The sequence below is a fragment of the Betaproteobacteria bacterium genome (genome assembly GCA_016713305.1).
Lineage (GTDB): Bacteria > Pseudomonadota > Gammaproteobacteria > Burkholderiales.
Window position 1 is genome coordinate 467,555 of the sequence record JADJPK010000008.1, and the last position, 23,842, is coordinate 491,396.

18 protein-coding genes, 3 pseudogenes and 1 riboswitch are annotated in these 23,842 nt (G+C 66.3%); of the genes and pseudogenes, 12 read left to right on the top strand and 9 right to left on the bottom strand.

Annotated elements, in window-relative coordinates:
* Nucleotides 1-295: 295 nt before the first annotated feature.
* From IPK20_12110 to IPK20_12130, 5 genes and pseudogenes are all read right to left on the bottom strand, one after another.
* Nucleotides 296-979 carry an MASE1 domain-containing protein gene (locus tag IPK20_12110; GenBank protein MBK8017378.1) on the bottom strand — a complete coding sequence of 228 codons (684 nt, stop codon included), beginning with the start codon at nt 977-979 and terminating at the stop codon, nt 296-298.
* Nucleotides 927-2,911 (bottom strand): annotated as a pseudogene (gene tadA, locus IPK20_12115) (Flp pilus assembly complex ATPase component TadA). The gene IPK20_12110 and the pseudogene tadA overlap by 53 nt, the downstream one beginning before the upstream one ends.
* A 99-nt stretch (nt 2,912-3,010) precedes the next feature.
* Nucleotides 3,011-5,032 carry a TonB-dependent receptor gene (locus IPK20_12120; protein MBK8017379.1) on the bottom strand — a complete coding sequence of 674 codons (2,022 nt, stop codon included), beginning with the start codon at nt 5,030-5,032 and terminating at the stop codon, nt 3,011-3,013.
* A gap of 164 nt (nt 5,033-5,196) precedes the next feature.
* Nucleotides 5,197-5,928, bottom strand: a pseudogene (locus IPK20_12125) (DUF4465 domain-containing protein).
* A gap of 21 nt (nt 5,929-5,949) precedes the next feature.
* Nucleotides 5,950-6,750, bottom strand: coding sequence for a PEP-CTERM sorting domain-containing protein (locus IPK20_12130; protein ID MBK8017380.1), 801 nt, complete (start codon nt 6,748-6,750; stop codon nt 5,950-5,952).
* A gap of 163 nt (nt 6,751-6,913) precedes the next feature.
* Nucleotides 6,914-7,140, bottom strand: a riboswitch (cobalamin riboswitch).
* Nucleotides 7,141-7,307: 167 nt separating this feature from the next.
* Between IPK20_12130 and IPK20_12135 the strand changes: the two genes are divergently transcribed.
* The 8 genes from IPK20_12135 to IPK20_12170 all read left to right on the top strand — a co-directional run bounded on the left by IPK20_12135 (nt 7,308) and on the right by IPK20_12170 (nt 15,909).
* Nucleotides 7,308-8,507 carry an ammonium transporter gene (locus IPK20_12135; protein MBK8017381.1) on the top strand — a complete coding sequence of 400 codons (1,200 nt, stop codon included), beginning with the start codon at nt 7,308-7,310 and terminating at the stop codon, nt 8,505-8,507.
* A gap of 42 nt (nt 8,508-8,549) precedes the next feature.
* Nucleotides 8,550-9,776 (top strand): efflux RND transporter periplasmic adaptor subunit, encoded by a 1,227-nt coding sequence (locus tag IPK20_12140; GenBank protein MBK8017382.1) that lies wholly within the window; start codon nt 8,550-8,552, stop codon nt 9,774-9,776.
* Nucleotides 9,773-10,465 (top strand): ABC transporter ATP-binding protein, encoded by a 693-nt coding sequence (locus tag IPK20_12145; GenBank protein ID MBK8017383.1) that lies wholly within the window; start codon nt 9,773-9,775, stop codon nt 10,463-10,465. Before IPK20_12140 ends, IPK20_12145 begins: the two co-directional genes overlap by 4 nt.
* Nucleotides 10,466-10,960: 495 nt before the next feature.
* The gene (locus IPK20_12150) at nt 10,961-12,109 is read left to right on the top strand and encodes an ABC transporter permease (protein MBK8017384.1); all 1,149 of its coding nucleotides are present in this window, start codon (nt 10,961-10,963) and stop codon (nt 12,107-12,109) included.
* A gap of 55 nt (nt 12,110-12,164) precedes the next feature.
* Entirely contained in the window at nt 12,165-13,331 is a 1,167-nt protein-coding gene (locus tag IPK20_12155) for an ABC transporter permease (protein MBK8017385.1), read from the top strand.
* 161 nt (nt 13,332-13,492) lie between these two features.
* On the top strand, nt 13,493-13,804 hold the full coding sequence (locus IPK20_12160; protein MBK8017386.1) for a hypothetical protein: 312 nt from the start codon (nt 13,493-13,495) through the stop codon (nt 13,802-13,804).
* Nucleotides 13,805-13,820: 16 nt separating this feature from the next.
* A complete protein-coding gene (locus IPK20_12165; GenBank protein ID MBK8017387.1) occupies nt 13,821-14,969 on the top strand; it encodes a mandelate racemase/muconate lactonizing enzyme family protein in 1,149 nt (382 codons plus the stop codon).
* A 364-nt stretch (nt 14,970-15,333) separates the two neighbouring features.
* Nucleotides 15,334-15,909 carry a YqhA family protein gene (locus tag IPK20_12170; protein MBK8017388.1) on the top strand — a complete coding sequence of 192 codons (576 nt, stop codon included), beginning with the start codon at nt 15,334-15,336 and terminating at the stop codon, nt 15,907-15,909.
* A 10-nt stretch (nt 15,910-15,919) separates the two neighbouring features.
* Here the strand turns inward: IPK20_12170 and IPK20_12175 are convergent, their stop codons facing one another.
* On the bottom strand, nt 15,920-16,690 hold the full coding sequence (locus IPK20_12175) for a hypothetical protein (protein MBK8017389.1): 771 nt from the start codon (nt 16,688-16,690) through the stop codon (nt 15,920-15,922).
* A gap of 230 nt (nt 16,691-16,920) precedes the next feature.
* A complete protein-coding gene (locus IPK20_12180) occupies nt 16,921-17,193 on the bottom strand; it encodes a hypothetical protein (GenBank protein ID MBK8017390.1) in 273 nt (90 codons plus the stop codon).
* Between the two features lie 305 nt (nt 17,194-17,498).
* Between IPK20_12180 and IPK20_12185 the strand changes: the two genes are divergently transcribed.
* The 3 genes from IPK20_12185 (at nt 17,499) to IPK20_12195 (ending at nt 21,099) form a co-directional block, all read left to right on the top strand.
* Nucleotides 17,499-17,924, top strand: a complete 426-nt coding sequence (locus IPK20_12185) for an amidohydrolase family protein (protein MBK8017391.1) — start codon at nt 17,499-17,501, stop codon at nt 17,922-17,924.
* A 226-nt stretch (nt 17,925-18,150) separates the two neighbouring features.
* The gene (locus IPK20_12190; protein MBK8017392.1) at nt 18,151-19,470 is read left to right on the top strand and encodes an MFS transporter; all 1,320 of its coding nucleotides are present in this window, start codon (nt 18,151-18,153) and stop codon (nt 19,468-19,470) included.
* 66 nt (nt 19,471-19,536) lie between these two features.
* The gene (locus IPK20_12195) at nt 19,537-21,099 is read left to right on the top strand and encodes a hypothetical protein (protein ID MBK8017393.1); all 1,563 of its coding nucleotides are present in this window, start codon (nt 19,537-19,539) and stop codon (nt 21,097-21,099) included.
* Between the two features lie 189 nt (nt 21,100-21,288).
* Here the strand turns inward: IPK20_12195 and mog are convergent, their stop codons facing one another.
* Nucleotides 21,289-21,879: a molybdopterin adenylyltransferase gene (mog, locus tag IPK20_12200; protein MBK8017394.1), complete on the bottom strand. Its 591-nt coding sequence runs from the start codon at nt 21,877-21,879 to the stop codon at nt 21,289-21,291.
* Nucleotides 21,872-22,411: a DUF615 domain-containing protein gene (locus tag IPK20_12205; protein ID MBK8017395.1), complete on the bottom strand. Its 540-nt coding sequence runs from the start codon at nt 22,409-22,411 to the stop codon at nt 21,872-21,874. Before IPK20_12205 ends, mog begins: the two co-directional genes overlap by 8 nt.
* A gap of 52 nt (nt 22,412-22,463) precedes the next feature.
* Between IPK20_12205 and pmbA the strand changes: the two are divergent.
* Nucleotides 22,464-23,829 (top strand): annotated as a pseudogene (gene pmbA / locus IPK20_12210) (metalloprotease PmbA).
* Nucleotides 23,830-23,842: the final 13 nt, after the last annotated feature.

Genomic DNA, 23,842 nt, shown 5'->3' on the forward strand with positions numbered 1-23,842 from the left:
CAGTTCCCAGCGCGAGCGCCCGATGAAGTTCGCGGGATCAAGAGGCCGGAATCGACGGCACGGCCGGACACCCGCGTGAACCGCTGGTTGACGTCCGTCTCCCAGTACCAATCCGCCGACAGGGCGGCAAGCGAGCGGAAGCGGTCGAAGCCCTCCGCAGCTGATTGGCCGCGTTGCGCTGGGCCGCGGCAAGGCCATGGACGAACAGCGTCGAGCCGGCGTTGATGGCGCGGAAACAGCTCCAGCAGCAGGTGATCGGTCGTCGGTGTCGAGAAGGTGAAGGGCCCCACCCCGTTCAGGTGCCGACCAGTCCGAAAACCGCGACGACGGCCACGGCGAGGGTTGCCAGGTGCGATCCCGCGTTGACGGCGATCAGCAAGGCGACGGGAAACGTGAGATAGGCAATGGAGGTCTGATCAGGCCAGGTCGATGCTCCGCCGAAGAACACGAAGCCGGAGATGAGCGCATGGCATGTCAGCAAGCCGGCGGAATGCACCGGGTGTCCGGGCAGAGGCGGGGCGGATGCCGCCACACGACGAAGCGGCAGGAACACCATGATGCCGACGGCGTCCGACAGCCACCACAACACGGCGATGTGGCTCGCGTCGACGATCCCCACGCCGTGTACGAGGGCGTAGACGCCTGCGAACGCCGCAGCGGCCGGCGCAGGTGCGAGCAGCGATACGACCGGAATGTCCACGCCCAGTGCACGCGCCGGGAATTCCTCCCTGCCGAGCCCGACGCGCCGGAGAACGAGCCAGGCGATGGCGGCCTCGAGGACCGCGGCGCCGGCCTCCGCGATGACGAGCGGTGCCGGCCCGCCGTCGATCCATTCGACCAAGCCCGCCGCGGCGAAGATGAACGAAGCGCCACGGGGCCCAGACGCAGTGCCGCCATCACGGCGATCGCCGCCGAGGGCCAGAGCATCACGTAGCTGGTCGTGGCGCCCGGAGAGCGACAGCAGGGACAGGCCGACCACCGTGTACAGAGCAGCCCAGAACGCTGCCTTCGCCAATGTCCCGGGACGCAGATCCAGCCTTCGACCGGCGACGTGTTCGTCGCGGCGCTGGAATCGGTTCATGCCGCAGGCCCCGTCCGGGGCCGGAGCCTTTCCTGCGTCGGTCCAGCGTGATGGGTGGCGCGGATTTGAGCACTTCCTCCACGGTGGTCACACCCTGCGCGACCTTCATGGCGCCGCTGATGCGAAGCGGTCTCATGCCGTCGCGGTACGCCTGTTCGCGGATCGCCGGCAGATCGGCCGCCGCTGTCACGAATTTGCGCTGGCCCGGCGTGAACAGCATGATCTCGTAGATGCCGACGCGTCCCATGTAGCCGGTCATGCGGCATTCGAGGCAGCCCTTGGGATGGAACACCTGCTTGGGCTTTCCGCCTTCCAGGGCGTGATGAGCATGTTCCACGTGTCGTCGTCGATGGGGCCCGCTTCCCGGCAGTGCGGGCACAGGGTCCGCACCAGGCGCTGGGCCATCACGCCCAGGATCGTCGAGTGCAGCAGGTAGGGCGGAACGCCGATGTCCAGCAGCCGGGTGATGGCCGCCGGTGCGTCGTTCGTGTGCAGTGTCGAGAGCACCAGATGGCCGGTGAGAGAGGCCTGGATCGCCATCTCGGCCGTTTCGAGATCGCGGATCTCGCCGACCATGATGATGTCCGGATCCTGCCGCAGGAGCGTGCGGACGCCGGAGGCGAAATCCAGTCCGATGGAGTGCTGGACCTGCATCTGGTTGAACGAGGGCTCCACCATCTCGATAGGGTCCTCGATGGTGCAGACGTTCACGTCGGGCGTGGACAGCTGCTTCAACGTGGAGTAGAGCGTCGTGGTCTTGCCCGATCCCGTGGGGCCCGTCACCAGCACGATGCCGTGCGGCTGCGTGGTCATCTGGGTCCACCGGTTCTGGTCGTCTTCGGAAAAGCCGAGTTCCCGATAGTCCTTGACGATCACGTCCGGGTTGAAGATCCGCATCACGAGCTTCTCGCCGAACGCCGTGGGCATGGTGGACAGGCGCAGTTCCACTTCGGAGCCGTCGGGCGTCACGGTCTTGATCCGGCCATCCTGAGGACGGCGGCTCTCCACGACGTCCATGCGGCCGAGGCTCTTGATGCGGCTCGTCATGGCCGCCATCACGGCCGTGGGGATCTGGTAGACCTGGTGCAGCACGCCGTCGATGCGGAAACGCACGTTGCCGACATCCCGGCGTGGTTCCATGTGAATGTCGCTTGCCCGCTGCTCGAACGCGTACTGGAAGATCCAGTCGACGATGTGGACGACGTGGCGGTCGTTGGCGTCCACCTGCCCGCGGCTGCCGAGCTGGACGAGCTGCTCGAAGTTGGTGATGTCGTTCAGCTCGCCCTTCTTCTGCTGCTGCGCGCCGTGCACCGACCGGGCGAGGTTGCTAGAACTCGACCAGATAGTTGTCGATGTCCCGCGGATTCGCGAGGACCCGTTTGATGTCCAGCCGCAGCACGCGCGCAGTTCCGCCTCCCACTCCCGCACGTGCGGTTCGGACACGGCGATCACGCATTCCTTGGAGGTCACCTGGACGGGCAGGATGCGGAAGCGGGTGGCGTAGGCATTCGACATCACCTTGGTCACCGCGGTGAAGTCGATCTTGAAGGGGTCGATGTGCAGATAGGGCAGGTCCACGCGGCCTGCGAGCCACTCGGTGAGCAGTTCCAGGTGCAGCAGCTTCTTGGGGTTGCGTGGATCGGGCCACTTCTGGTCCGCGATCAGTACGAGCGGGTGGATGGGCGCGCGCCGCGACACCTGCTTCGACAGCAGTTCCTGCGCCTGTTCCCGGCTGGCGAGACCGTCCTGGACCATGTCGGCGAGGATGCCGTCCAGTTCCAGCCTGCGGTTGGCGGTGGCTTCGGTCCGCGCCGGCGCTGTCGTGTCCATGTTCTGCGTGACTCCTTATCCATCCGGAATTATGGCACCGGAGGATTATCGGCCCGTATCGCGCCGGCTTCAGCGCCGCGGTAAAGGGGGAGTCGCCCTTCAGAACCTCCAGCGGCAGGCGACGAAGGTGTGGCGCTCGGGCATGGGGTAGTAGTTCGCGCTGTAGGCGATCGTCGCGTAAGGGCGGTCGAAGAGGTTGCGCACCCCGGCCGTCAACGTGAACGACCCGTTGTCGAATCGCAGCGTTGCATCGACGAGCGTGTGCGCCGGCAGCCGGGGAAACTGCGAATTGGTGAAATCGTTGCCATCGTAGCGCGAGCCGGTGTGGCGGTTCGTGAGCGTTGCCTGCCACCGTGGAAACGGGGACCACTCCAGATCCAGGAGCGCCGTGGTCCGTGGAACCAGAGGAATGTCGGTTCCCGTCCGGGCGAGCTTCGGCACGACGTAGCCCACGTTGGCCCGGACCGCCAACCGGCTCGTGGCGCTCCAGCGAAGTTCCGCCTCGCCCCCGAATCGTCGCGTGGGTTCCGCAAGATTCCGATTGAGGCTGATGGCGCCGAACGCGTTGGAACCGAACGAGATCTCGTCGACGACGCGCATCAGGAACGCGGTGGCCGACAGTTCGACGCGCTCGCCGGGACGCGAACGGATCCCGGCCTCGAATGTCGTTCCATGCTGGGAGTGCAGGTCGGTCGTGGCGAGCAGCAGTTCGTCGAGATTCGGATTGCGGAAATGACGAGTCGCGGAGGCGAACGCGGTAGTCCGGGCGTCCGGGCTCCAGGTGGCGCCCAGTTCGACCGCCATTTGCCGGGATTGGCGCCGTGCGAATCCCTGCGACCGGTATGCTTCGACGCAGTCCACCTGGCGGGTGACGGGGACGGGAATCAGGGTGACGCCGGGTCCGGGATCCACGTCCACCAGCGTGGTCTCGGTGATGGTTCGGCAGCCCGACGCGATGTAGCGGGCATCGTCCGCACGGGATTCGTACCGGTCCAGCCGCAACCCTGCCTGGAGCGCCCATGCGGACGACAGGACCGAGTTCAGCATGACGAACTGGGCGGTGGAATCGGCCGTGCCCGAGCGTCGTGTGGACGTCCCGATCAGGTTCTCGCCGTTCTCGCTTCGCGCATAGTCGGCGGAAAGTACTTCGATGCCGGCCGACAGCGCGTGGCTTCCGCCCAGCGCGTCGAAGCGCCGTTCGTAGCGCAGCAGGATGTCCTGCCGTCGCGACGTGATGCGTGACCGCTGATTCTCCAATGGGATCCCCGCGTTGAATCCGATCACGTAGGGCGTCTTGCGGTCGCGGCCGGACCAGCGCAGTTCCACCGCGCCGCGCTCCCCCAGATCGGCGAGCATGTCGAGTTGCAGCCGCAGATCGTCGGTGCTGCTCTCGTCGAAGGGAGCGCTGGTGGAGCGTCGTTCCGCAGTGCCCGAAGAGAACGCGGCCGCGCTCACCGGGCCGGCCAGTCCGATCTCGTCGCGATGAGCGGCAGCACGTCCCTGGAAGGTGAGAAAGGACCACTGCCCTTGCGGCGTGTATCGCAGCGAGGCGGCGGCGTTGCGGGCGTCAAGATCCGAGTTGCGACGGAAGCCGTCCGTCCGGAACTCGTTCGCGTCGATGCGCCCCGACCAGCGACCGGAACTGCCGCTTGCGGCGAGACGCAGTTCGCGGGTGCGGAAGGACTCGAACCGCGCGGATACTTCTCCGCCGTGGCCGAGCGGGCCACTGCGTTTCGTGAGGATGTGGATCACTCCGCCCACGGCGCCGTCGCCGAAGCGAACCGCCCCCCCACCCCGCAGGATCTCGATGCGTTCGATCTGGGAAAGCGGAATGGAGGCGAGGTCGGCGCCCGAAAGATCGGACTCGTTCAGGCGGACGCCATCGACGACCACCAGCACGTTGCTCGTGGAGGTCGCACCCATGCCGCGGATATCGATGGTTGCCTGCTTGTCGGTGCCGGAATAGCTCTGCAGGTTGACGTTGGCCTCGCGTGCCAGGAGTTCGGCCACCGTGACGGCCGAGGAACGCTCGATGTCCGCAGCGGTGATGATGGACAGGCTGTGCGGTGTGGTCCGAAGCGTGCCGTCGGCCGCCCGGGCCGAGACGACGACCTCGCGCATCTTGAACAGAGGCGACTCGTCGTCAGCCCGGACTGCGGCCGGTCCCAGGCAGAGAATGGGCCCGACCGCAAGGACAGCCGCAACGGACCGGATCCGCCCGATGCGGCGAACCATCGGTCAGCGGCGGCGCGACACGCCGGCGGCCAGGATGACGACCCCAGCGTGAGGAGCACGGCAGTACCGGGTTCGGGGACGGCGGTCACGGTCAGGTCGTCGAGCGCGAAGTACGTGGGGGTGTTGATGCCGAAGTCACCCTTGTCGGACGAGTCCATGGAGAAGCTGAGCGAACTCACCATACCGAGGGACGTGAGGTCGATACGTTGCCAGCCTTCGAGGATGAAATCCGAACCGGAATCGTCGAACCGGTAGTCGGCCAGCGCGAGGACGACGGTTCCCGTGATGTGCCCGGCCACATCGCGTCCTTGCACGGCGACTGTCAGGAAGTCGGGATCCGTGCCGCTCGGCCCGCCGAACTTCTTTGCAAAGCCGTCGCCCTGGAGCATCGAAAGGGCCGCGTAGGTCGTGACGGCAAGAGACGCCCCCTGCACGACGACCGGTGACGCGAAATCGATCGAAGGCGCCCCGACGTAGGCGATGCCGTACTGCGCCGAGCCTCCTTCTCCGCTCCCGGGCCAGGCACTGTACTGATTTGCCGGTCCCGCGGTCGTGCTGTCGGTGTGATTCGACACGGTCCAGCCGGACCAGCAGCAGCCACCTCCCCAGTTCTCGAACTCATGATTGAAGGTGGCAGAACCGCTCGTGAAGGAGGTGGTGGCACCGGGCATGTAGACGCCCGTGGCGTCCAGGGCGAAGTCCTCGAAACCGATCGTTTCGGCAACGGCGGAACCGGTGACAAGAAATGCGGCGATCGCCGCGACGAAGTGCGAGATTTTCATCGAAGGTCTCCCGGGAACGTGTCAGGCCGCGTTGCGGCGGCGGGCAAAGCGGATGACGGCGACGACGGCCCCTGCGGCGAGGAGCCAGGCAGTCGAAGGTTCCGGCACGGCAGCGGCGTAGTGAATCACGCCGACACCGTCGAGATCGAATCCGCCACTGCCCGTCGTGGGCGTCGGGTCGTAGATGGGATTCGGGCCCCCGGCCACCGCGGGAAGACTGTCGAGGGCAGAACCGTCTCCGACGATGTCGACGATGCGGACGAAACGGACGGCGTCGACATCGAGTCCCGGGACAGACTTGAGCAGATCCAGGTCGAACGGCGTGCCGTAGCCCCCGCGGTACTTGCCCGCCAGACCGTCCAGATCGGTGGGGTCCAGGGTTCCGAAGGCGCCGATGGCGTTGGCGGTCAGCGAGAACCCGGGGAAGCGGAAGAAGTTGGCACCATCGGATGAGACCTCTACCCAGGCCAGTTCGAGGAAGGTGTCGCTGAAGCTGTTCTCGAAGACGGCGAAATCCGCGCCGGCGCCGTTCAGGATCGCGCCGGAAAACGTCAGGGTGATGCGCCCCGAATCGCCCAGCGACACGACATCGGTCGGGTTGCCGCTTGCGGCACCCAGTGCCTTCTGGGGGGTCTTGAACGTGTCCGAGACATTCGCACCGGGCAGATAGTCGAGGTAACCGGTGGCCCAGGCGGAGATGGAAGGATCCGCGGCCGCAAGGGCAGTGGAATCCGGCTGACCCGCCGCCGGAGCGTAGGGCCCTGCCACGGCCAACGGGGACGACAGGAGCGCGAGGAACAACAGACTCTTGGGTAACGCCATTGCAGACTCTCCCTGGCGCAGGGAAGTGCGCCGTCAGGTTGGGAAAGCACCTGCTGCCGATTGGAGAAGAAGTGAGGACACCGCAGAACCGCGATAGCCCGGGGAACGAACGGATGACGAGGGCTGGCCAGGATGTCGCCACTGCATCGCCGCCCTCCGCAGCCGCCGGTGCGCTGAGTCAGGCCGGTCTCCGGGCTTGCGAGGGTGACGGGCGATCCGCCTTCCCATGCCCGAGGACACAGTGGCGCAGAGGATCGCCCCGACTCGCTTACCGTTGCGGGGGCAGCGCCGGATTCGCGACAGTGTGGAGACACCGTAACGCCCACCGGACTTCCCGTTTCACTCGAACGGACGGTCGCCCGCTCAAGCACCTGACAAGCAGGGAGCGTAATGCGGCCATTCCGTGCACGTCAAGTTTCCGGTGTAGCGAGGACAGGAGCCGATGGAGAAGAGCAATCGCGGCGGCTTCAGGCATCATACGCGCCGCCCGCGGCGACGCGGCGCAGAGCGGATCGCAGATTCCGCAGCCAATTTCAAGGAACCGTTCGGAGGATCTCGTGGAAGCTGCACGCCATCAGGATGTGCTTTTCGTTCTATTGGGGGCTGTCATGGTGCTGGCCATGCACGCCGGGTTTGCGTTCCTGGAACTGGGAACGGTGCGCGGCAAGAATCAGGTGAACGCGCTGGTCAAGATACTGGCGGACTTCGCCATGTCGACGCTCGCCTACTTCTTCGTCGGGTACGGGGTTGCCTACGGGACCGGCTTCCTCGTGGGCGCCGATACGCTGGCCATGGCCAACGGCTACGAGCTGACCAAGTTCTTCTTCCTGCTGACCTTTGCCGCCGCAATCCCGGCCATCGTTTCCGGTGGCATCGCCGAACGTGCCCGCTTCTATCCGCAGCTGGTCGCCACGGCCCTGATCGTCGGCGCCGTCTATCCGTTCTTCGAGGGCATCGCCTGGAATGGGCGCTTCGGTATCCAGGACGTTCTCGCGTCGAACTTCGGCGCTGCGTTCCACGACTTTGCGGGTTCGGTGGTGGTGCACGCGGTCGGCGGCTGGATCGGCCTGATCGCCGTCGTCTTCCTCGGCGCCCGGCGGGGCCGCTACAACAAGGACGGCGGGGTGTCGTCCCACCCGCCGTCGTCCATTCCCTTCCTCGCGCTCGGCGCGTGGATACTGACGGTGGGCTGGTTCGGGTTCAATGTGATGTCGGCGCAGACGCTGGACAAGATCAGCGGCCTCGTAGCTGTGAATTCCCTGATGGCCATGGTCGGCGGGACGCTCGTGGCACTGGTGGTCGGCCGCAACGACCCGGGCTTCGTGCACAACGGGCCGCTTGCGGGCCTGGTGGCCGTGTGCGCAGGGTCGGACCTCATGCATCCGGTCGGGGCGCTCTTCACCGGAGGAGTGGCCGGGGCCCTGTTCGTGCTTCTTTTTCCCGTGGTGCAGAACCGCTGGAAGATCGACGATGTCCTGGGAGTGTGGCCACTCCACGGCCTGTGCGGTGCCTGGGGGGGGCTGGCCGCAGGCATCTTCGGGACCAAGGCGTTCGGCGGGCTGGGCGGAGTCAGTTTCATCTCGCAACTCATCGGAACCGGCATCGGGATCGGGGTGGCCCTGGTGGGCGGCGTGATCGTCTACGGCGGGCTCAAGCGCGTGGTCGGCATCCGCCTGGACCAGGAAAGCGAATTCAATGGCGCGGACTTGAGCGTGCACAAGATCTCCGCGACGCCGGAGCGCGATCCTGTGCTTTGACGAAATCGCGGCCCGCGGGCCGCTTGTCTCTGGAGCGAACGTTTGGCGGAACACGACCTGTCGAAACTGAAGCTGTCGCGTGGTGCGGACGGAATGCTGGCGACGAAACGCCGGCCCTGGCGCAGGTTCGTGGTACCGGTGCTGCTGATCGCCGCGGCGATCGCCGGAGGCGGCTACGCCATGCGCGCGATGCGTGACGCCCCGGTTGCCGTCGAGCAGGCCACGGTGACCACCGCGTATCCGTACCAGGCGTTCGCCGCCCTGACAGCCACGGGATACGTGGTCGCCCAGCGCAAGGCGGCCGTGGCGTCCAAGGCGACCGGCCGGCTGGAATGGCTGGGTGTGGCCGAAGGCAGCCGCGTGCGCAAGGGCGAGGTGATCGCGCGGCTGGAAAGCAGCGACGTCGCGGCCACCCGCGACCAGGCGGCCGCCAGTCTCAAGGTCACCCGGGCCAACGTGGAACAGTCCCGGGTGGAACTGGACGAGGCGCGCCGGGAGCTCGCCCGTGCTGCCGAGCTGCTGCGCCAGAAGTTCGTCTCGGAGTCCGTGTACGACCAGGCCCGGGCGCGGGTGGACAAGGCAGCCGCCGGCTTGCGTTCGCTCGAGGCCTCCGTCGCCGTCGCGCAGGCGAACCTTCGCGCGGCGGAGGTGAGCGTCGAGCAGACGCTGATCCGCGCTCCGTTCGACGGCGTGGTGCTGACCAAGAGTGCGAACGTGGGCGATGTCGTGACGCCATTCTCGTCGGCCATGGACGCGAAGGGCGCCGTCGTCAGCATGGCGGACATGAGCACGCTGGAGGTGGAGGCCGATGTTTCCGAATCCAGCCTCGCGAAGGTCAGGCTGGAACAGCCCGTGGAGATCGAGCTGGATGCGCTTCCGGACAGGCGGTTCCGTGGTGTCGTGTCCCGCATGGTGCCGACCGTGGACCGGTCGAAGGCCACGGTGATGACCAAGATCCGTTTCGTCGACATCGATCCGCGTGTGCTGCCGGAGATGAGCGCCAAGGCGATCTTCCTGACGCAGCCGGTGACGGACGCGCAGCGCGAGCCGCGCACGGCGGTCAATCCGGCCGCGGTGGTCAAGCGCGACGGGCGCGACGTCGCCTTCGTGGTGGAGGACGGCACGGTGCGCCGGCGAGACGTCCGGAGAGGGCAGAAGGTCGGCGACCTGGTCGAGATCGCGGACGGACTCGCGCCCGGTGACAAGGTGGTCCTGAATCCGGCCGACAAGCTCGCGGACGGCAACAAGGTGAAGCCGGCCGCCAAGTGAACGACAGGGCGCAACCGCTGGTGGAAATCCGCAAGCTGGCGAAATCGTATCGCCGTGGCGGACAGTCCGTGCCGGTTCTGCAGGATCTGGACCTCGATATCGGTGCGGGCGATTTCCTGGCCCTGATGGGTCCCTCCGGTTCGGGCAAGAGCACGCTCCTCAACCTGATCGCCGGCATAGACAAGCCGGACACCGGCACGTTGAAGGTCGATGGCGTGGATATCACCCAGCTGGGCGAGGCCGATCTCGCGCGGTGGCGCGCGCACCATGTCGGCTTCATCTTCCAGTTCTACAACCTCATGCCCGTGCTCACCGCGCGGGAGAACGTGGAACTCCCGCTGCTGCTCACCCCGCTCGGCCGCGGCGAACGGCGCGAACGGGCCGAGATGGCGCTTGGCATGGTGGGGCTCGCAGACCGTCTGGATCACGATCCCTCCGAACTCTCCGGCGGGCAGCAGCAGCGCGTGGCGATCGCACGCGCCATCATCTCGGATCCCACGTTGCTCGTCGCCGACGAACCGACCGGGGATCTGGACCGCGTATCCGCCGGGGAGATCCTCGACCTGATGGGCCAGCTCAACGCCGAACTGGGAAAGACGATCATCATGGTTACGCACGATCAGCGTGCGGCCGAGCGGGCGCACTCCATCGTCAATCTGGAAAAGGGGGCCATAGAACGGACGGGTTAGAGAATGCGCGAGTGGAGAACGCGCGGTGCCGCATGGACGTGAGGCACGTCGCAACGGACCGGCGCGCGGCGCAGGGGTCCTTCGGGTGGACGATAGGGGGGCGCTATCCAAACCCATCCTCACCCCCGCCCCTCTACGCCACCCCAGAAAGTCTTGCGACTTTCCGGGGGCCCCGGCCGAAGGAGAGGGGAGTATCTGCGCTGCGCGCTTCTCGGACTGCCCATCCTCACCCCCGCCCCTCTACGTCACCCCAGAAAGTCTTGCGACTTTCCGGGGGCCCGCCGGAGGGGGGGGGGGCCCCGCGGGGCGGGGGGCGCCCCCCCCCCCCCTCACCCCCGCCCCTCTGCGCCACCCCAGAAAGTCTGCGACTTTTCCGGGGGCCCCGGATTTCCACCCCAGAAAGTCTCGCGACTTTCCAGGGGGCCCCGGACGGAAGGAGCGGGCAGGTACTTTTGCTACGCACCGCTCGGATCACCCACCGCGGCCGTGCATGCCATGTTCCTCCGCCTGACTCTGAAGAACGCCCTTCGCCACCGGCTGCGCACGTCGCTGACGGTGCTGGGGATCTTCATCGCGATATTGGCCTTCGGTCTGCTGGCCACCGTCGTGGAGGCCTGGTATGCGGGGGCGGACAACGCCTCGTCGACGCGCCTTGTCACGCGCAACTCGATATCGCTGGTGTTTCCCCTGCCCATCACCTACCGCGAGAAGTTGCGCCAGGTGGAGGGAGTCACCGGTGTGTCGACGGCCAACTGGTTCGGGGGCGTCTACATCTCGGAGAAGAACTTCTTTCCGCAGTTCGCCGTGGACGGAGAGACGTACTTTCGCCTTTATCCTGAGTATCTGGTTTCCGAAGCCGCGCTGAAGGATTTCATGCGGGACAGGAAGGGCGCGATCGTCGGCCGCAAGCTCGCGACGACCTACGGCTGGAAAGTGGGGGACGTCGTGCCTCTGCGGGGCACCATCTACGCCGGCAACTGGGAGTTCGTGGTGCGCGGCATCTACGACGGACGCGAGACGAAGACGGACACCTCGCAGTTTTTCTTCCACTGGGAATACCTCAACGAGAACGTCAAGAGGCTCTTTCCCCGCCGGGCCAACACCGTGGGGGTCTACGTGCTGGGCATCGACGATCCGGATCGCGCGGCAGACGTGTCGCGGATCATCGACGCGCAGTTCCGCAACTCCCTGGCCGAAACGCTCACCGAGACGGAGAAGGCGTTCCAGCTCGGTTTCGTGGCCATGACCGAGGCGATCGTCGTGGCCATCCGCATCGTTTCGTATCTGGTCATCTTCATCATCATGGCCGTGATGGCCAATACGATGGCCATGAGCGCGCGCGAACGGCTGTCGGAGTATGCGACCCTGAAGGCGCTGGGGTTCCAGCCCGGGTGGGTGGGCGTGCTGGTGCTCGGCGAGTCCTTGCTCATCGCGCTGACGGGCGGCGCGCTCGGTGTCGCCGCGACGTTTCCCGTCGCCCGGCAGTTCGCGATCACCATGGGAACCTTGTTCCCGGTGTTTCATGTCTCCGGCCGGACCGTGATCCTGCAACTCGCTTGTGCCGCCGTGATTGGCGTCGTGGCGGCGGTTGCGCCCGCCATCCGCGCGGGGCGCGTGCGCATCGCGGAAGGATTGCGCGCGTGACGCTCCCGGATCTTCGTCGACAAGGCGTGGCGGTCGCCGTGGAGCGTGGCGGTCGATGACACTTCCGTTCGCCTACGTGCTGCGGAATCTCTGGGCGCGCAAGCTCACCACCGCACTCACCACGGGAGGCATGGCGCTCGTGGTGTTCGTCTTCGCGACAGTGCTGATGCTTGAGCAGGGGCTCAGGATGACGCTCGTGTCCACCGGTGCCGTCGACAACGTCCTGCTCACGCGCCGCTCCGCTGGCTCGGAGGTGCAAAGCGCGGTGGACCGGGCACAGGCCGCGGTGGTGGAGAGCCACCACGCCGTCGCGCTTGGACCGGACGGACAGCCGTTGTCCTCCCGCGAGGTGGTGGTGCTGATCTCTCTCGAGAAGCGGGGTGCGGGCACGGCTTCGAACGTCATCATCCGTGGCGTGGGCCGGAGCGGGCTCACCCTCCGGCCGCAAGTGCGGCTGGCAGAAGGTCGATCCTTCAGGCCGGGCAGCTCCGAGATCGTCGTCGGCCGCAGCATTCACGACCGCTTCATCGGGACCGGGCTCGGAGACAAGCTGCGATTCGGCATGCGCGAATGGACCATCGTGGGAATCATGGATGGCGGACGCAGCGGGTTCGATTCGGAGATCTGGGGGGATTCCGAACAGATGATCCAGGCCTTCCGGCGGACCGCCTACTCCTCCGTTCTGGTGCGGCTCAACGATTCCTCGGCATTCGACCGGATGAAGGCCGACCTCGAGGCCGATCAGCGGCTCACCGTGGAAGCCAAGCGAGAGACGGTCTTCTATGCCGAACAGTCCGAGACGCTGGCCCGTTTCATCCGGATACTGGGGCTCACCTTGTCGATCATCTTCTCCATCGGCGCAGTCATCGGGGCGATGATCACCATGTATGCCTCGGTCGCCAACCGCACGGCCGAGATCGGCACGCTGCGAGCCCTCGGTTTCCAGCGCAGGAGCATCCTTCTGGCGTTCCTCACCGAGGCAGTGCTGCTCGGCGCCATCGGCGGCTTCATCGGCGTGCTGGGGGCCTCCACCATGCAACTCGTCACCGTGTCGACGATCAACTGGCAGTCGTTCTCGGAACTCGCCTTCACGTTCGACCTGACCCCGGGCATCGGGGCGGCATCCATGGCGTTCGGGGTCGGCATGGGACTGCTCGGTGGCCTGCTGCCGGCGGGACGCGCCGCCCGCTTGAGGATCGTCGATGCGCTCCGGGCAGCCTGACCGGCATGCCTCGCGGCTTGTGAGAGGGCGGTACCGGCGCTAATCTCCGGCCCTCGAGAAAGGCCCGGTCGACGGCCGGCCCTTGCTGAATCGAGGCCCACCGCGTTCGGAACACGAATGCAGCCCGGGCGTTGCCGCGGCTGTCAGGAGGAGAGCAACCCATGAAGAGATTCGTCGCCGCGATGCTGCTGTTCGCGGCCGTACCGTCCCTCGCCCTGGCCGAAGACGACGGCCAGGATTTCCTGTCGCTCATGCGAAAACCCAAGGCCCGTGCACTCGCGCAGCGCCACATCGACAACGCCGCGGACAAGTGGGACGGCAGTGTCTTCTGCACGCCCGTGGACGACCGGGCGGATGCGCGTTTCAACGCCGTTCGCGACTATCTCGAAGCGCATCCGGACGATCTGTGGCGTCCGCAACGCTATCTGATCATCCAGGGGCTGCGCAGCGCTTTCCCCTGCAACAAGTCCTGACCCGGGAGACCCCCACGTGAAGATCGTCGACATCAAGATCCATCCGCTGCGCACGCCGCTGGAAGTGCCCTTTGCGTTCTCCCAGGGGTGGGTGCGCAACCGGTCGGCCACCATCATCGAAGTCATCACCGACGAAGGCATCACCGGTTGGGGCGAGGCGTTCGCCCAGGGGCTCGAGCCCCCGCAGATCGCAGCGGCCGTGATCGAGTCCGCACTGAAGCCGGTCGTTCTGGGCCAGGATCCGCTTGCCACCGAAGTGCTGTGGCACAGGATGTATCACGCATCTCGCGACTATGGGCGCAAGGGTTCGGTCATCGCAGGCATCAGCGCCATCGACATCGCGCTCTGGGACATCGCGGGCAAGGCCTACGGCGTTCCGGTCCACCGTCTGCTCGGCGGGGCATTCCGCACGCGTGTCCAGGCGTACGCGACCGGCTTCTACCGCATCTCGGGGCAGGGCGAGGCCACCCGGCTGGGCGAGGAATCCATCGCGCACTTCGAGGCGGGCTTCCGGATCATGAAGGTGAAGCTGGGGTACGGGATCCAGGACGACCTCACCGTGATGCGCGAAATCGGCCGCCAGCTTGCGGGCCGCGGCGTCACCCTGATGGTCGACACCAATCACGCGTACGGCGTCGGCGATGCCATCAGGCTGGGCTACGGACTCGCGGAGTACGATCTTCGCTGGTACGAGGAACCCGTGGCACCGGAACACATCGCGGGCTATCGCGAGGTGCGCAGCCGCCTTTCGATGCCCATCGCCGGTGGCGAGAACGAGCACACGCTCTACGGTTTTCGCGACTTCCTTGCCGCGGGAGCGGTCGACATCGCGCAGCCCGATCTCGGCTCCGTGGGCGGATTCACGGCGTGCCGCCACGTCACCGCGCTGGCGCAGGCCCACGGCGTGCAGATCAATCCGCACGTGTGGGGTTCGGCCATTGCACAGGCGGCCTCGCTTCAGATGATCGCCGCCGTCCCCGTGGCGCACCACAGCGTGTTCGCCGAGGAACCGATCTTCGAGTACGACCGCTCGTCGCATCCGTTCCGGCAACACCTGGTGCAGGAACCGGTACAGCAGGTGGGTGGCTGGATCGACATTCCGCAGCGCCCCGGCCTTGGAGTGGAAGTGGACCGGGCCGTGCTCGACCGCTACCGCATTGCCTGACCGGCCGGGAGACCGGACAGGCGCCGGGACGTGGACGGTTTCTCCGGACGCTTCCTCATGGTGCGGGGCGCCGTGGCATGCGCACTCCGTTGGGGCCGGATCCGGTCCGGTGAAAACGGCAACCCTTTGATGCCATGAGAATTGCGACGTGGCATGCCGTTTGCAATTCCAGAGCTCGGTGTCAAGCGGCAGGCAGTCCGCTGTTCTGCCGGTTGCCCACCGAGATCCTCCGTGACTTCCAGCCTGCCCTCCCGGGCAGGCTTCTTTTTTGCCCGCAGCAGCAGCGCCACTCCGGCGACCGATGGCCTCATCGGAATGGAAGCGGGCCCTATAATCCGGCCCTTCGGATCGCAACGGGCGGGACATGTTCGAAAAGCTCTTCGAAAGCGTTCTCTGGAACAGCCGCTTCGTCGTCGTCATTGCCGTCGTGGCGAGCATGGCAGCGGCCATCGCCGTCTTCTACATCACGACCGTGGATGTCTGGTACGCGGTGCTTCACATCGCCCACTACGCGGATCCGGCGATCACGCCCGAGGCGCGCAAGACGCTGCACGACGACACGGTGACCCACATCGTGGAGGTGGTCGATGGCTATCTGCTCGCCACCGTGATGCTCATCTTCGCACTGGGACTCTACGAGCTGTTCGTGAGCGATATCGACCAGGCGCGCGGTTCGCGCGCCTCGAGCAAGATACTCGTGATAGAGAATCTGGACGATCTCAAGAATCGCCTCGCGAAGGTGATCCTGATGATCCTGGTGGTGAAGCTCTTCGAGCACGCGGTGAAGATGAAGCTCGATTCGGTGCTGGAACTGCTCTATTTGGGGGGAAGCATCGCGCTCGTGGGGCTGGCGTTGTACCTGACACACGCGTCGGAGGGTCACGGGGACCGGGGTCCGCGGTCGGGCGGAGCGGAGGACCACCGCGACGTCGGGCACTGAGGTGCCAGCTTCAGCGGTCGCGCGAGTCCGGCTTCTCGTTTGTCGCGGGAACGGCAGGCTTCGGCGGCTGTGGCGATGAAGCCGGGGTGTTGCCCGGTCTCGTGCGCTCGTAGTACTCGACCCACTGTTTCACGTTGCCTTCCTGGACTTTCTCGGCGGCGTCGGTGCGAGCGGGCGATGGAGGGCCTTTCTCCCCGGCGGGGGCCGAAGGGCCCCAACAGGCAAGAAGCGAAATCAGTATCAGGCAGCCAGTCGTCGTGCGCATGAGCGGATTGTAAACGCCGGCCCCGGCGAAGACACGTTGAAGACATTCGGAGTGGAACACATGCACGATCTCATCATTGAAAACGCCCTGGTCGTGGACGGCACCGGCGCTCCCGGCTTCCCTGCAGACGTCGCCGTCACGGACGGCGTGATTCGCGGTGTGGGGCGCCATCTCGGGGAGGCCAGGGAACGCATCGACGCGGGCGGCCTCACGCTGGCTCCAGGCATCATCGACAACCACACGCACTACGACGCGCAGATCACGTGGGATCCGCATCTCACGCCGTCCCCCGCCTTGGGGGTCACCACGGCCATCCTGGGCAACTGCGGATTCACCCTCGCTCCCTGCCGTCCCGGCGACCGCGACCTCACGATGCGCAACCTGACCCACGTCGAGGGCATGGCCCTCGAAGCGCTGCAATCGGGTGTGCGCTGGGAGTTCGAGACGTTCCCCGAGTACCTTTCGTTCCTCGAGCGCCGTGGCGTCGGCGTGAACGTCGCGACGTTCGTCGGCCATTCGTCGATCCGCACCTGGGCGCTGCAACAGGACGCCGCTCGGCGGCCTGCGACGGAGGACGAGATCGCGGCGATGCGAAAGGTGGTCGTGGATGCCATGAAGGCCGGAGCGGTCGGTTTCTCGACGACGACCTCGCGGCAGCACAACGGCGAGAACGGCATTCCCATGCCGTCCCGTCTCGCGGACGACAACGAGATGGCGGCTCTCACCGGCGCGCTGCGGGAAGCCGATCATGGCGTGTTGATGGTGACCAAGGACGCCCAGCAGCCGGTCACCAAGTTCGAGCAATGGGCCTCCGCCGCCGGCCGTCCGTTCGTGATCGCGGCGCTTCTGCACAGCAACGTGACGCCCGAGTCGGTGTTCGAGGATCTGGACGCCATGGCGCAGGCGAGGTCGAGAGGCACGATGCTGCGCGGCGCCATGTCGCCGTGTCCGCTCACCATGGAGTTCACGCTGAAGTCGCCGTACGTCTTCGAGGGGCTGCAGGCGTGGAAACCCGCCATGCAGGCCAAGGACGCCGCCGCCTACCGGGCGTTGCTTGCGTCTGCGGCGTTTCGCGATTCGCTGAACGACGAGCTCGCGCAACCGGTACGGCGTCTGTTCAACGGTGAGTGGGACCGCGTGACCGTGCTGAAGGTGCACGATCCCCGGAACGCGAAGTACGAGGGCATGACCGTGGCGCAGGCGGCCGCGGCCGCAGGCAAAGAGAGCGTTCGACTGGCTGCTGGATCTGGGCCTGTCCGAGAATCTGGAGACTTATTTCATCGCCACGCTGCTCAATTCCGACGAGCAGGCCGTCGGGCGCCTGTTGCGCGATCCCAATGCGCTCATCTCGCTGTCCGATGCGGGTGCGCATCTCGAGTTCTTCTGCGATGCAGGATTCGCGCTGCACGTGCTCGGGCACTGGGTTCGCGAACTGGGCGTGCTGACGGTCGAGCAGGCGATTCACCGCATGACCGACGAGCCTGCCCGGCTGTTCGGGCTGAAGGGGCGTGGCAGGATCGCGGAAGGCGCGAGCGCAGACCTCTTCCTGTTCGATCCGGCCACGGTCGGACGCGGTCCGGCGCGCCGCGTGAGCGACCTGCCGGCTGGCGCATCGAGGCTGGTCACACCCGGCAGGGGGGTGCTGGGCGTATGGGTCAACGGGGCGCGCGTCGCCGATGAACATGGCATGCTTGCCAGCGCTCCGCTGGCCGGCCGCGTCTTGAGGGAGTTCGAGCCCAGCAGGGGTTAGGTCGCATTTTCGACAACCTTCTCCAGTGGCGTGACAGCCGATCGGAGAAGCGCGGGCGGAGAAACCAATGAGAACAGCGCGTGAGTAGCGGGGCGGTACCGTGCCGGCGGCCCGTGCCGATGCGGGTACGCCGGGAATGGTCGGCCCCGGGAGTCGCGTTCGATGCATGGAAGCCTCTTGCCGAGGATGCAGGCGCCGCGCGCTGCGTTCCGTGCGGACCGGCGTCATGACCCAACGCAAGGCCTGGCTCAACGATGGAGTGCGTGCCCGGGAAGTCTGGGCCTGGGCCTGCTACGACTTCGCCAATTCCGGATACACCACCGTCGTCATCACGGCGATCTTCAACGCGTACTTCGTGGGCGTCATCGCCGGCAAGGCGCCCTGGGCGACGTTCGCCTGGACCGCAGCGCTTTCCGTGTCGTACGTGCTGATCGTTCTCACGGCGCCTCTGGTGGGCGCCTGGGCCGACGCGCACGCGGCCAAGAAGCGCGTGCTGTTCGTCGCCACGGCCGGTTGCGTGATCGGCACGGCCGCGCTGTCGCTCGCCGGTCCCGGCCAGTTGTGGGTCGCGGTCGTCGCCCTGGTAATCTCCAACTACTTCTACGGGACCGGAGAGAACATCACGGCCGCTTTCCTCCCCGAGCTTGCCAGGGGAGACGCGCTGGGCAAGATCTCCGGCTGGGCCTGGGCCTTCGGCTACGTGGGCGGTCTGGTGAGTCTGGGAGCCTGCCTCGGCTATGTCACGTGGGCTCAGGGACGCGGCCAGGAGGCCGAGGACTTCGTGCCGGTGACGATGGTCATCACGGCCATCCTCTTCGCAGTGGCGAGCCTGCCGACCTTCCTGATCATGAAGGAGCGCGCCCGTCCGCAGCGGACTCGAGCCGGAGCCTACGCCGGCGCTTTTTCCCGCTTGGGCGCCACATTGCGGCACGCCGGGCAGTTCCGGGATCTCGCACGATTCCTCGTGTGCATCCTTTTCTACCAGGCAGGCGTCCAGACGGTCGTGTCCATCGCAGCCATCTATGCCCAGGAGGCCATGGGTTTCGGCACCCGCGAAACGCTCATCATGGTGCTTCTGGTCAACATCACTGCAAGCATCGGGGCCTTTGGCTTCGGTTACGTTCAGGACAGGGTAGGCCACGTCCGAAGCGTGGGCCTGACGCTTATCGGCTGGTGCGTGACCACGCTCGTCGCCTGGCGCGCCACCGAGGCGGCCTGGTTCTGGCTGGCGGCAAACCTCGCCGGACTGTGCATGGGGGCCAGTCAATCGGCGGGAAGGGCGCTCGTGGGGTACTTCAGTCCGGAGACGCGGCGGGCGGAGTTCTTCGGGCTGTGGGGTCTCTCGGTGAAGCTGTCGTCGATACTCGGCCCTCTCACCTATGGTGTGGTGAGCTGGGTGTCCAGGGGTGACCACCGTCTCGCAATGCTGCTTACCGGCGTCTTTTTCGTCATCGGACTCGCCCTGCTGGCAGGTGTGAAGGCCGACAGGGGGCGGCAGGCTGCCCTTGATGCAGATCACGATGGCGTGTTTCGAGAAGGTGCATAACTTGCTCGCTGCCATGGAGCGTATGCCAATGGTTTCCCGTCCGACTCTCTAGCGCGACCTCTTCCCATGCTGAGCTGGCTCAAGACTGCGCCCGAATCCGATCACCCGCTTGCGGATCCGAAGGCTGCAAAGGAGATCCTGTCCTCCCTGCCGACCGGCACCCCGCTGGTGGCGCTGGAGACCCTGGCGGAGTATCTGGATTCGGTGCGGGAAGCCGCCGGGCTCTCCGCCGCCCGGACCCTGGAGATCATCGAACACATCGACCAGACCGGTAAGCCCTTCCATCGCCTGCTGACCCGGGAGTATCTGGATCATGGCCTCCAGCACCGGGCCGCCGGCATGCGCATCGCGCACGTCGAGGCCACGTTCTGGGATTGCCTTGCCAAGGCCTACCGCATGGCGCTTGAGAGCCACGAAGTGGGCGATCCCACGGCGCAGAACCTGCGCGCCAAGATCCCCATGATCGGTGCCCGCGCCATCCGGGCGTTCAATCTGCATCTGAAGTGGTGTCTGTTGCGCTACACACCGGTGGACCCCGGACTGTGGGGCAGTCTGGCGCGCGTGTTCTCGATCGCGGAGCGGCACAAGGTGGCGTCCGTGAACGTGGAGGTCTATCCCGGTCCCTGGGGCATCTCGTCGGTGCGCCGCGAGATGCTGAAGGCGATGATGCTCGCGGTGTCCTCCACGGACGCGCTGCCGAAGCCGCAGATCGAGATCGTCGAGCGCATCTGTGCCCAGTACTCCGAGTTCTTCACGCTCCAGGAGCAACCGGCGCCCGGCGTGCACTTCCGCTTCGATCTCGACACGGATCACCCGCCTGCCCGGGCGCTGGGGACAGGTCACGACGGTCCCGGGATGCGGTATTTCGGGCCCAGTGCCGCGGCGCCGCACCTCAAGAAGCTCGCCCAGGACATCCGGGCCACCGGTGCCGTGCCCTCGACCGTCAATCTCGGATCCCCCTACCCCGTCTACGACGTGGTTCGCGTGCTGGAGCATCTGGCGCACTACTGGGCGCCGATTCCTCCGGCCCGCCGCGAGAAGCGCCGCCCTTCGGAAGAAGGTATCGAGGTCGTCCACGGTTTCGGGGACATCGTCGCCGCCGTGGATGCGGAGGAGTTCGGCTGGAATTTCGACGTCAACAAGTACGAGGACTGGGGACTGTCGGACGAGAGTCCGGCCGGTTTCGGCGCCGTCGTTCCCGCCGGTCGCGGTGACTGGGTCACCCTGGGCGATCTCGTCGGCGTCAGGTATCTGGACGAAGGCGTCGCCTGGGGCGTGGGGATCGTGCGGCGCCTGTCCGTTCAGGAGAACAACCAGCGGCAGATCGGCATCGAGCTGCTGTCCCGAGGTGCCATCCGGGTCGCGCTGAGTTCGCTGCGGTCGGACGGCACCCACAATCCCGACCCGCGTACTGCCGTGGACGCCATGCTTCTCCCATCGTCTTCGGACAACAGTGTGGGGCGCCTCACGACGCGCATCGCCGTCAAGCCCGGCTCGTTCGACCTTCGCAGCAGTTACGGGCTCATGCTCTATGGCATGGACTATCTGCTGGTGCCCAAGGGCGTGATCGAGCAGACGGAAGACTACGCGATCGCCGAATACCGGCTGCTGCTGAAGACGGTCGACTGACGGAGCGCCGGACTCCGGGCGGAAACCCGCGGTCTCGGCGCGATGGTCGGCCCGATACCGGAAGGTTCTTCCCGCGCGGGCATCTGGCGGGTCATCTGCCCCTGTGGAAACGGTCGCCGCCCTTCTGCGCGGCTTGCCGGGTTCATCGGATCCGCCGAAGATCCCGGCAGTTCTTCCTCTCGCGCAGCGTCACGCCTTCGGCCGGATCGCGGACTTGGGCCTGAACGCCTTGCACAGGTCCTCGCGCGTCTCGATGTAGGGGCCGCCGATGAGGTCCACACAGTAGGGCACCGCGGCAAAGATTCCGGGCACGGCCTGTGTGCCATCGGCGTTGCGCAGGCCCTCGAGCGTCTCGCGGATCGACTTCGGCTGGCCCGGCAGGTTGATGATCAGCGCATCGCCCCGGATCACGGCCGTCTGCCGGGAAAGGATGGCGGTCGGCACGAACCTGAGGCTGATCTGCCGCATCTGCTCGCCGAAACCCGGCATTACCTTGTCCGCGATGGCCAGCGTTGCCTCGGGTGTCACATCCCGTTTCGCGGGGCCGGTTCCGCCGGTGGTCAGCACCAGATTGCATCGTTCGCCGTCAGCCAGTTCCCTGAGCGTCGCCTCGATCCCGGGCTGCTCGTCGGGAATGAGCCGCTCGACGAACGCGATCGGATTGATGACCGCCCGGCTCAGCCAGTCGCGCAGGGCCGGCAGACCCTCGTCCCGATACACGCCTTTCGAGGCCCGGTCGCTGATGGAGACCAGGCCGATCCTGACAGCCTCTTCACTCATTGTCTTCCTCGGGGGGTGGGGAAACGTCCGCGGGCAAAGGCACCGATTCCTTCAGCACGCGGAACATCTCGCGGAACGACTTCGGCGGCTTGCCCTGCGCCTCCTCGTGTCTTGCATTGCGGATCAGCGTTCGCATGCGCTGCGCGTCGATGCCCGGGTGAGCATTCAACAGTTCGCCCAGCGCGTGTTCGTCGGCGATCAGCCGGTCGCGCCAATGCTCCAGCCGATGCAGCCACGCGGTGTGCTCGCGTGACTGGCCTTCGAGGGCGCCGAGCTGGCGCCGGATAGGTTCCGCATCGACGTCGCGCATGAGCTTGCCGATGTACTGGAGCTGGCGGCGCAGGGCCCCGAATTTGTGGATTCGCCGTGCTTCGTCGATGGCCGCCCGGAGGGAGTCGGGCAGCTCGATGCGGGCGAGCCGGTCTGCGCTCAAGGCCACCAGGGCCTCGCCGAGGTCCTGGAGGGCGTTCATCTCGCGCTTGCGCTGAGACTTGCTCGGCGCGTCTTCGTGCTGGAAGGTGGGATCGGTCATGTCGCTTGCTATGATAAGTGATCGCGACTGCCCGTCCTTCGCGACTCCCCCCATGCCCCGAGCCTCCGATCAAGTGAACAGCCCCGACGGATTTGCCTACGACCTCGACACCCTGAAGACGCTTGCCGCGGACATCCTGCGCATGGCGGCGGAGCAGGGGGCCACCAGCGCCGAACTGGACCTGAGCGAGAGCCATGGCCAGTCCGTCTCGGTCCGGCGCGGCGAGGTCGAGACCATCGAATACAACCGCGACAAAGGGGGGGGTGTCACCGTCTACGTGGGCACGCGCCGCGGCCACGCCTCCAGCGCGGATCTCTCGCGGGAGGCATTGCAGGATACGGTGCGGGCAGCGGTTTCCATCGCACGGCATACGGCAGAGGACGATTGCGCGGGTCTTGCCGATCCCGATCTCCTGGCGAAGCGCCCCTCCGACCTGGATCTCTTTCATCCGTGGGAACTGGCCGTGGAAAGTGCCATCGACATCGCGCGCGAGTGCGAAGCCGCGGCACTCGCCGTGGATCCGCGCATCGGCAATTCCGAGGGGGCGACGGTGGGTACTCATGCCTCTCATTTCGTGTACGCGAATTCCCTGGGCTTCATCGGCGGGTTCCCCGCCACCCGTCACAGCATTTCGTGCTCCGTTGTCGCCGGCAAGGGGGACGACATGCAGCGGGATGACTGGTACACGGTCTCGCGGATGCGCGACGGGCTGGAACCTGCCGAGGCCGTGGGGCGGGAGGCGGGGCGGCGCGCGGTGGCGCGCCTGGGCGGTCGCAAGATCACGACCCGGCAGTGCCCCGTATTGTTCGAGGGCACCCATCGCTTCGTCCCTGCTGAGCCACTTCGCGTCCGCAGCAAGCGGCGGCAGTCTCTACCGCAAGTCTTCATTTCTGCTCGACAGTCTGGGGCAGCCGATCTTCTCGCCGATCGTCCGCATCCGTGATCTCGCGCACGTCCCCCGTGGCATGGCGAGCAGTTTCTTCGACGACGAAGGGGTGGCGACGCAGGACAGGGAGATCGTGACGGCAGGCGTGCTGAACGGCTACTTTCTGGGCTCGTATTCGGCGCGCAAGCTCGGCATGCGTTCCACCGGCAATGCAGGTGGAACGCACAATCTCGTCCTGGAGCCCACGGGCGAGAGCTTCGAAGAACTGCTCGCCACGATGGGCACCGGACTGCTGCTCACCGAAATGCTGGGCCACGGCCTCAACATGGTGACGGGCGACTACTCGCGTGGTGCCGCGGGCTTCTGGGTGGAGAATGGTGCGATCGCCTATCCGGTGCACGAGATCACCGTGGCGGGAAATCTCAAGACGATGTTCAAGGGAATCGTCGCGACGGGCTCGGACGTGCTGGTGCGTGGACCCCGGCAGTGCGGTTCCATTCTGATCGACGAACTGACCGTCGCAGGGGACTGAACCCTCACTCCAT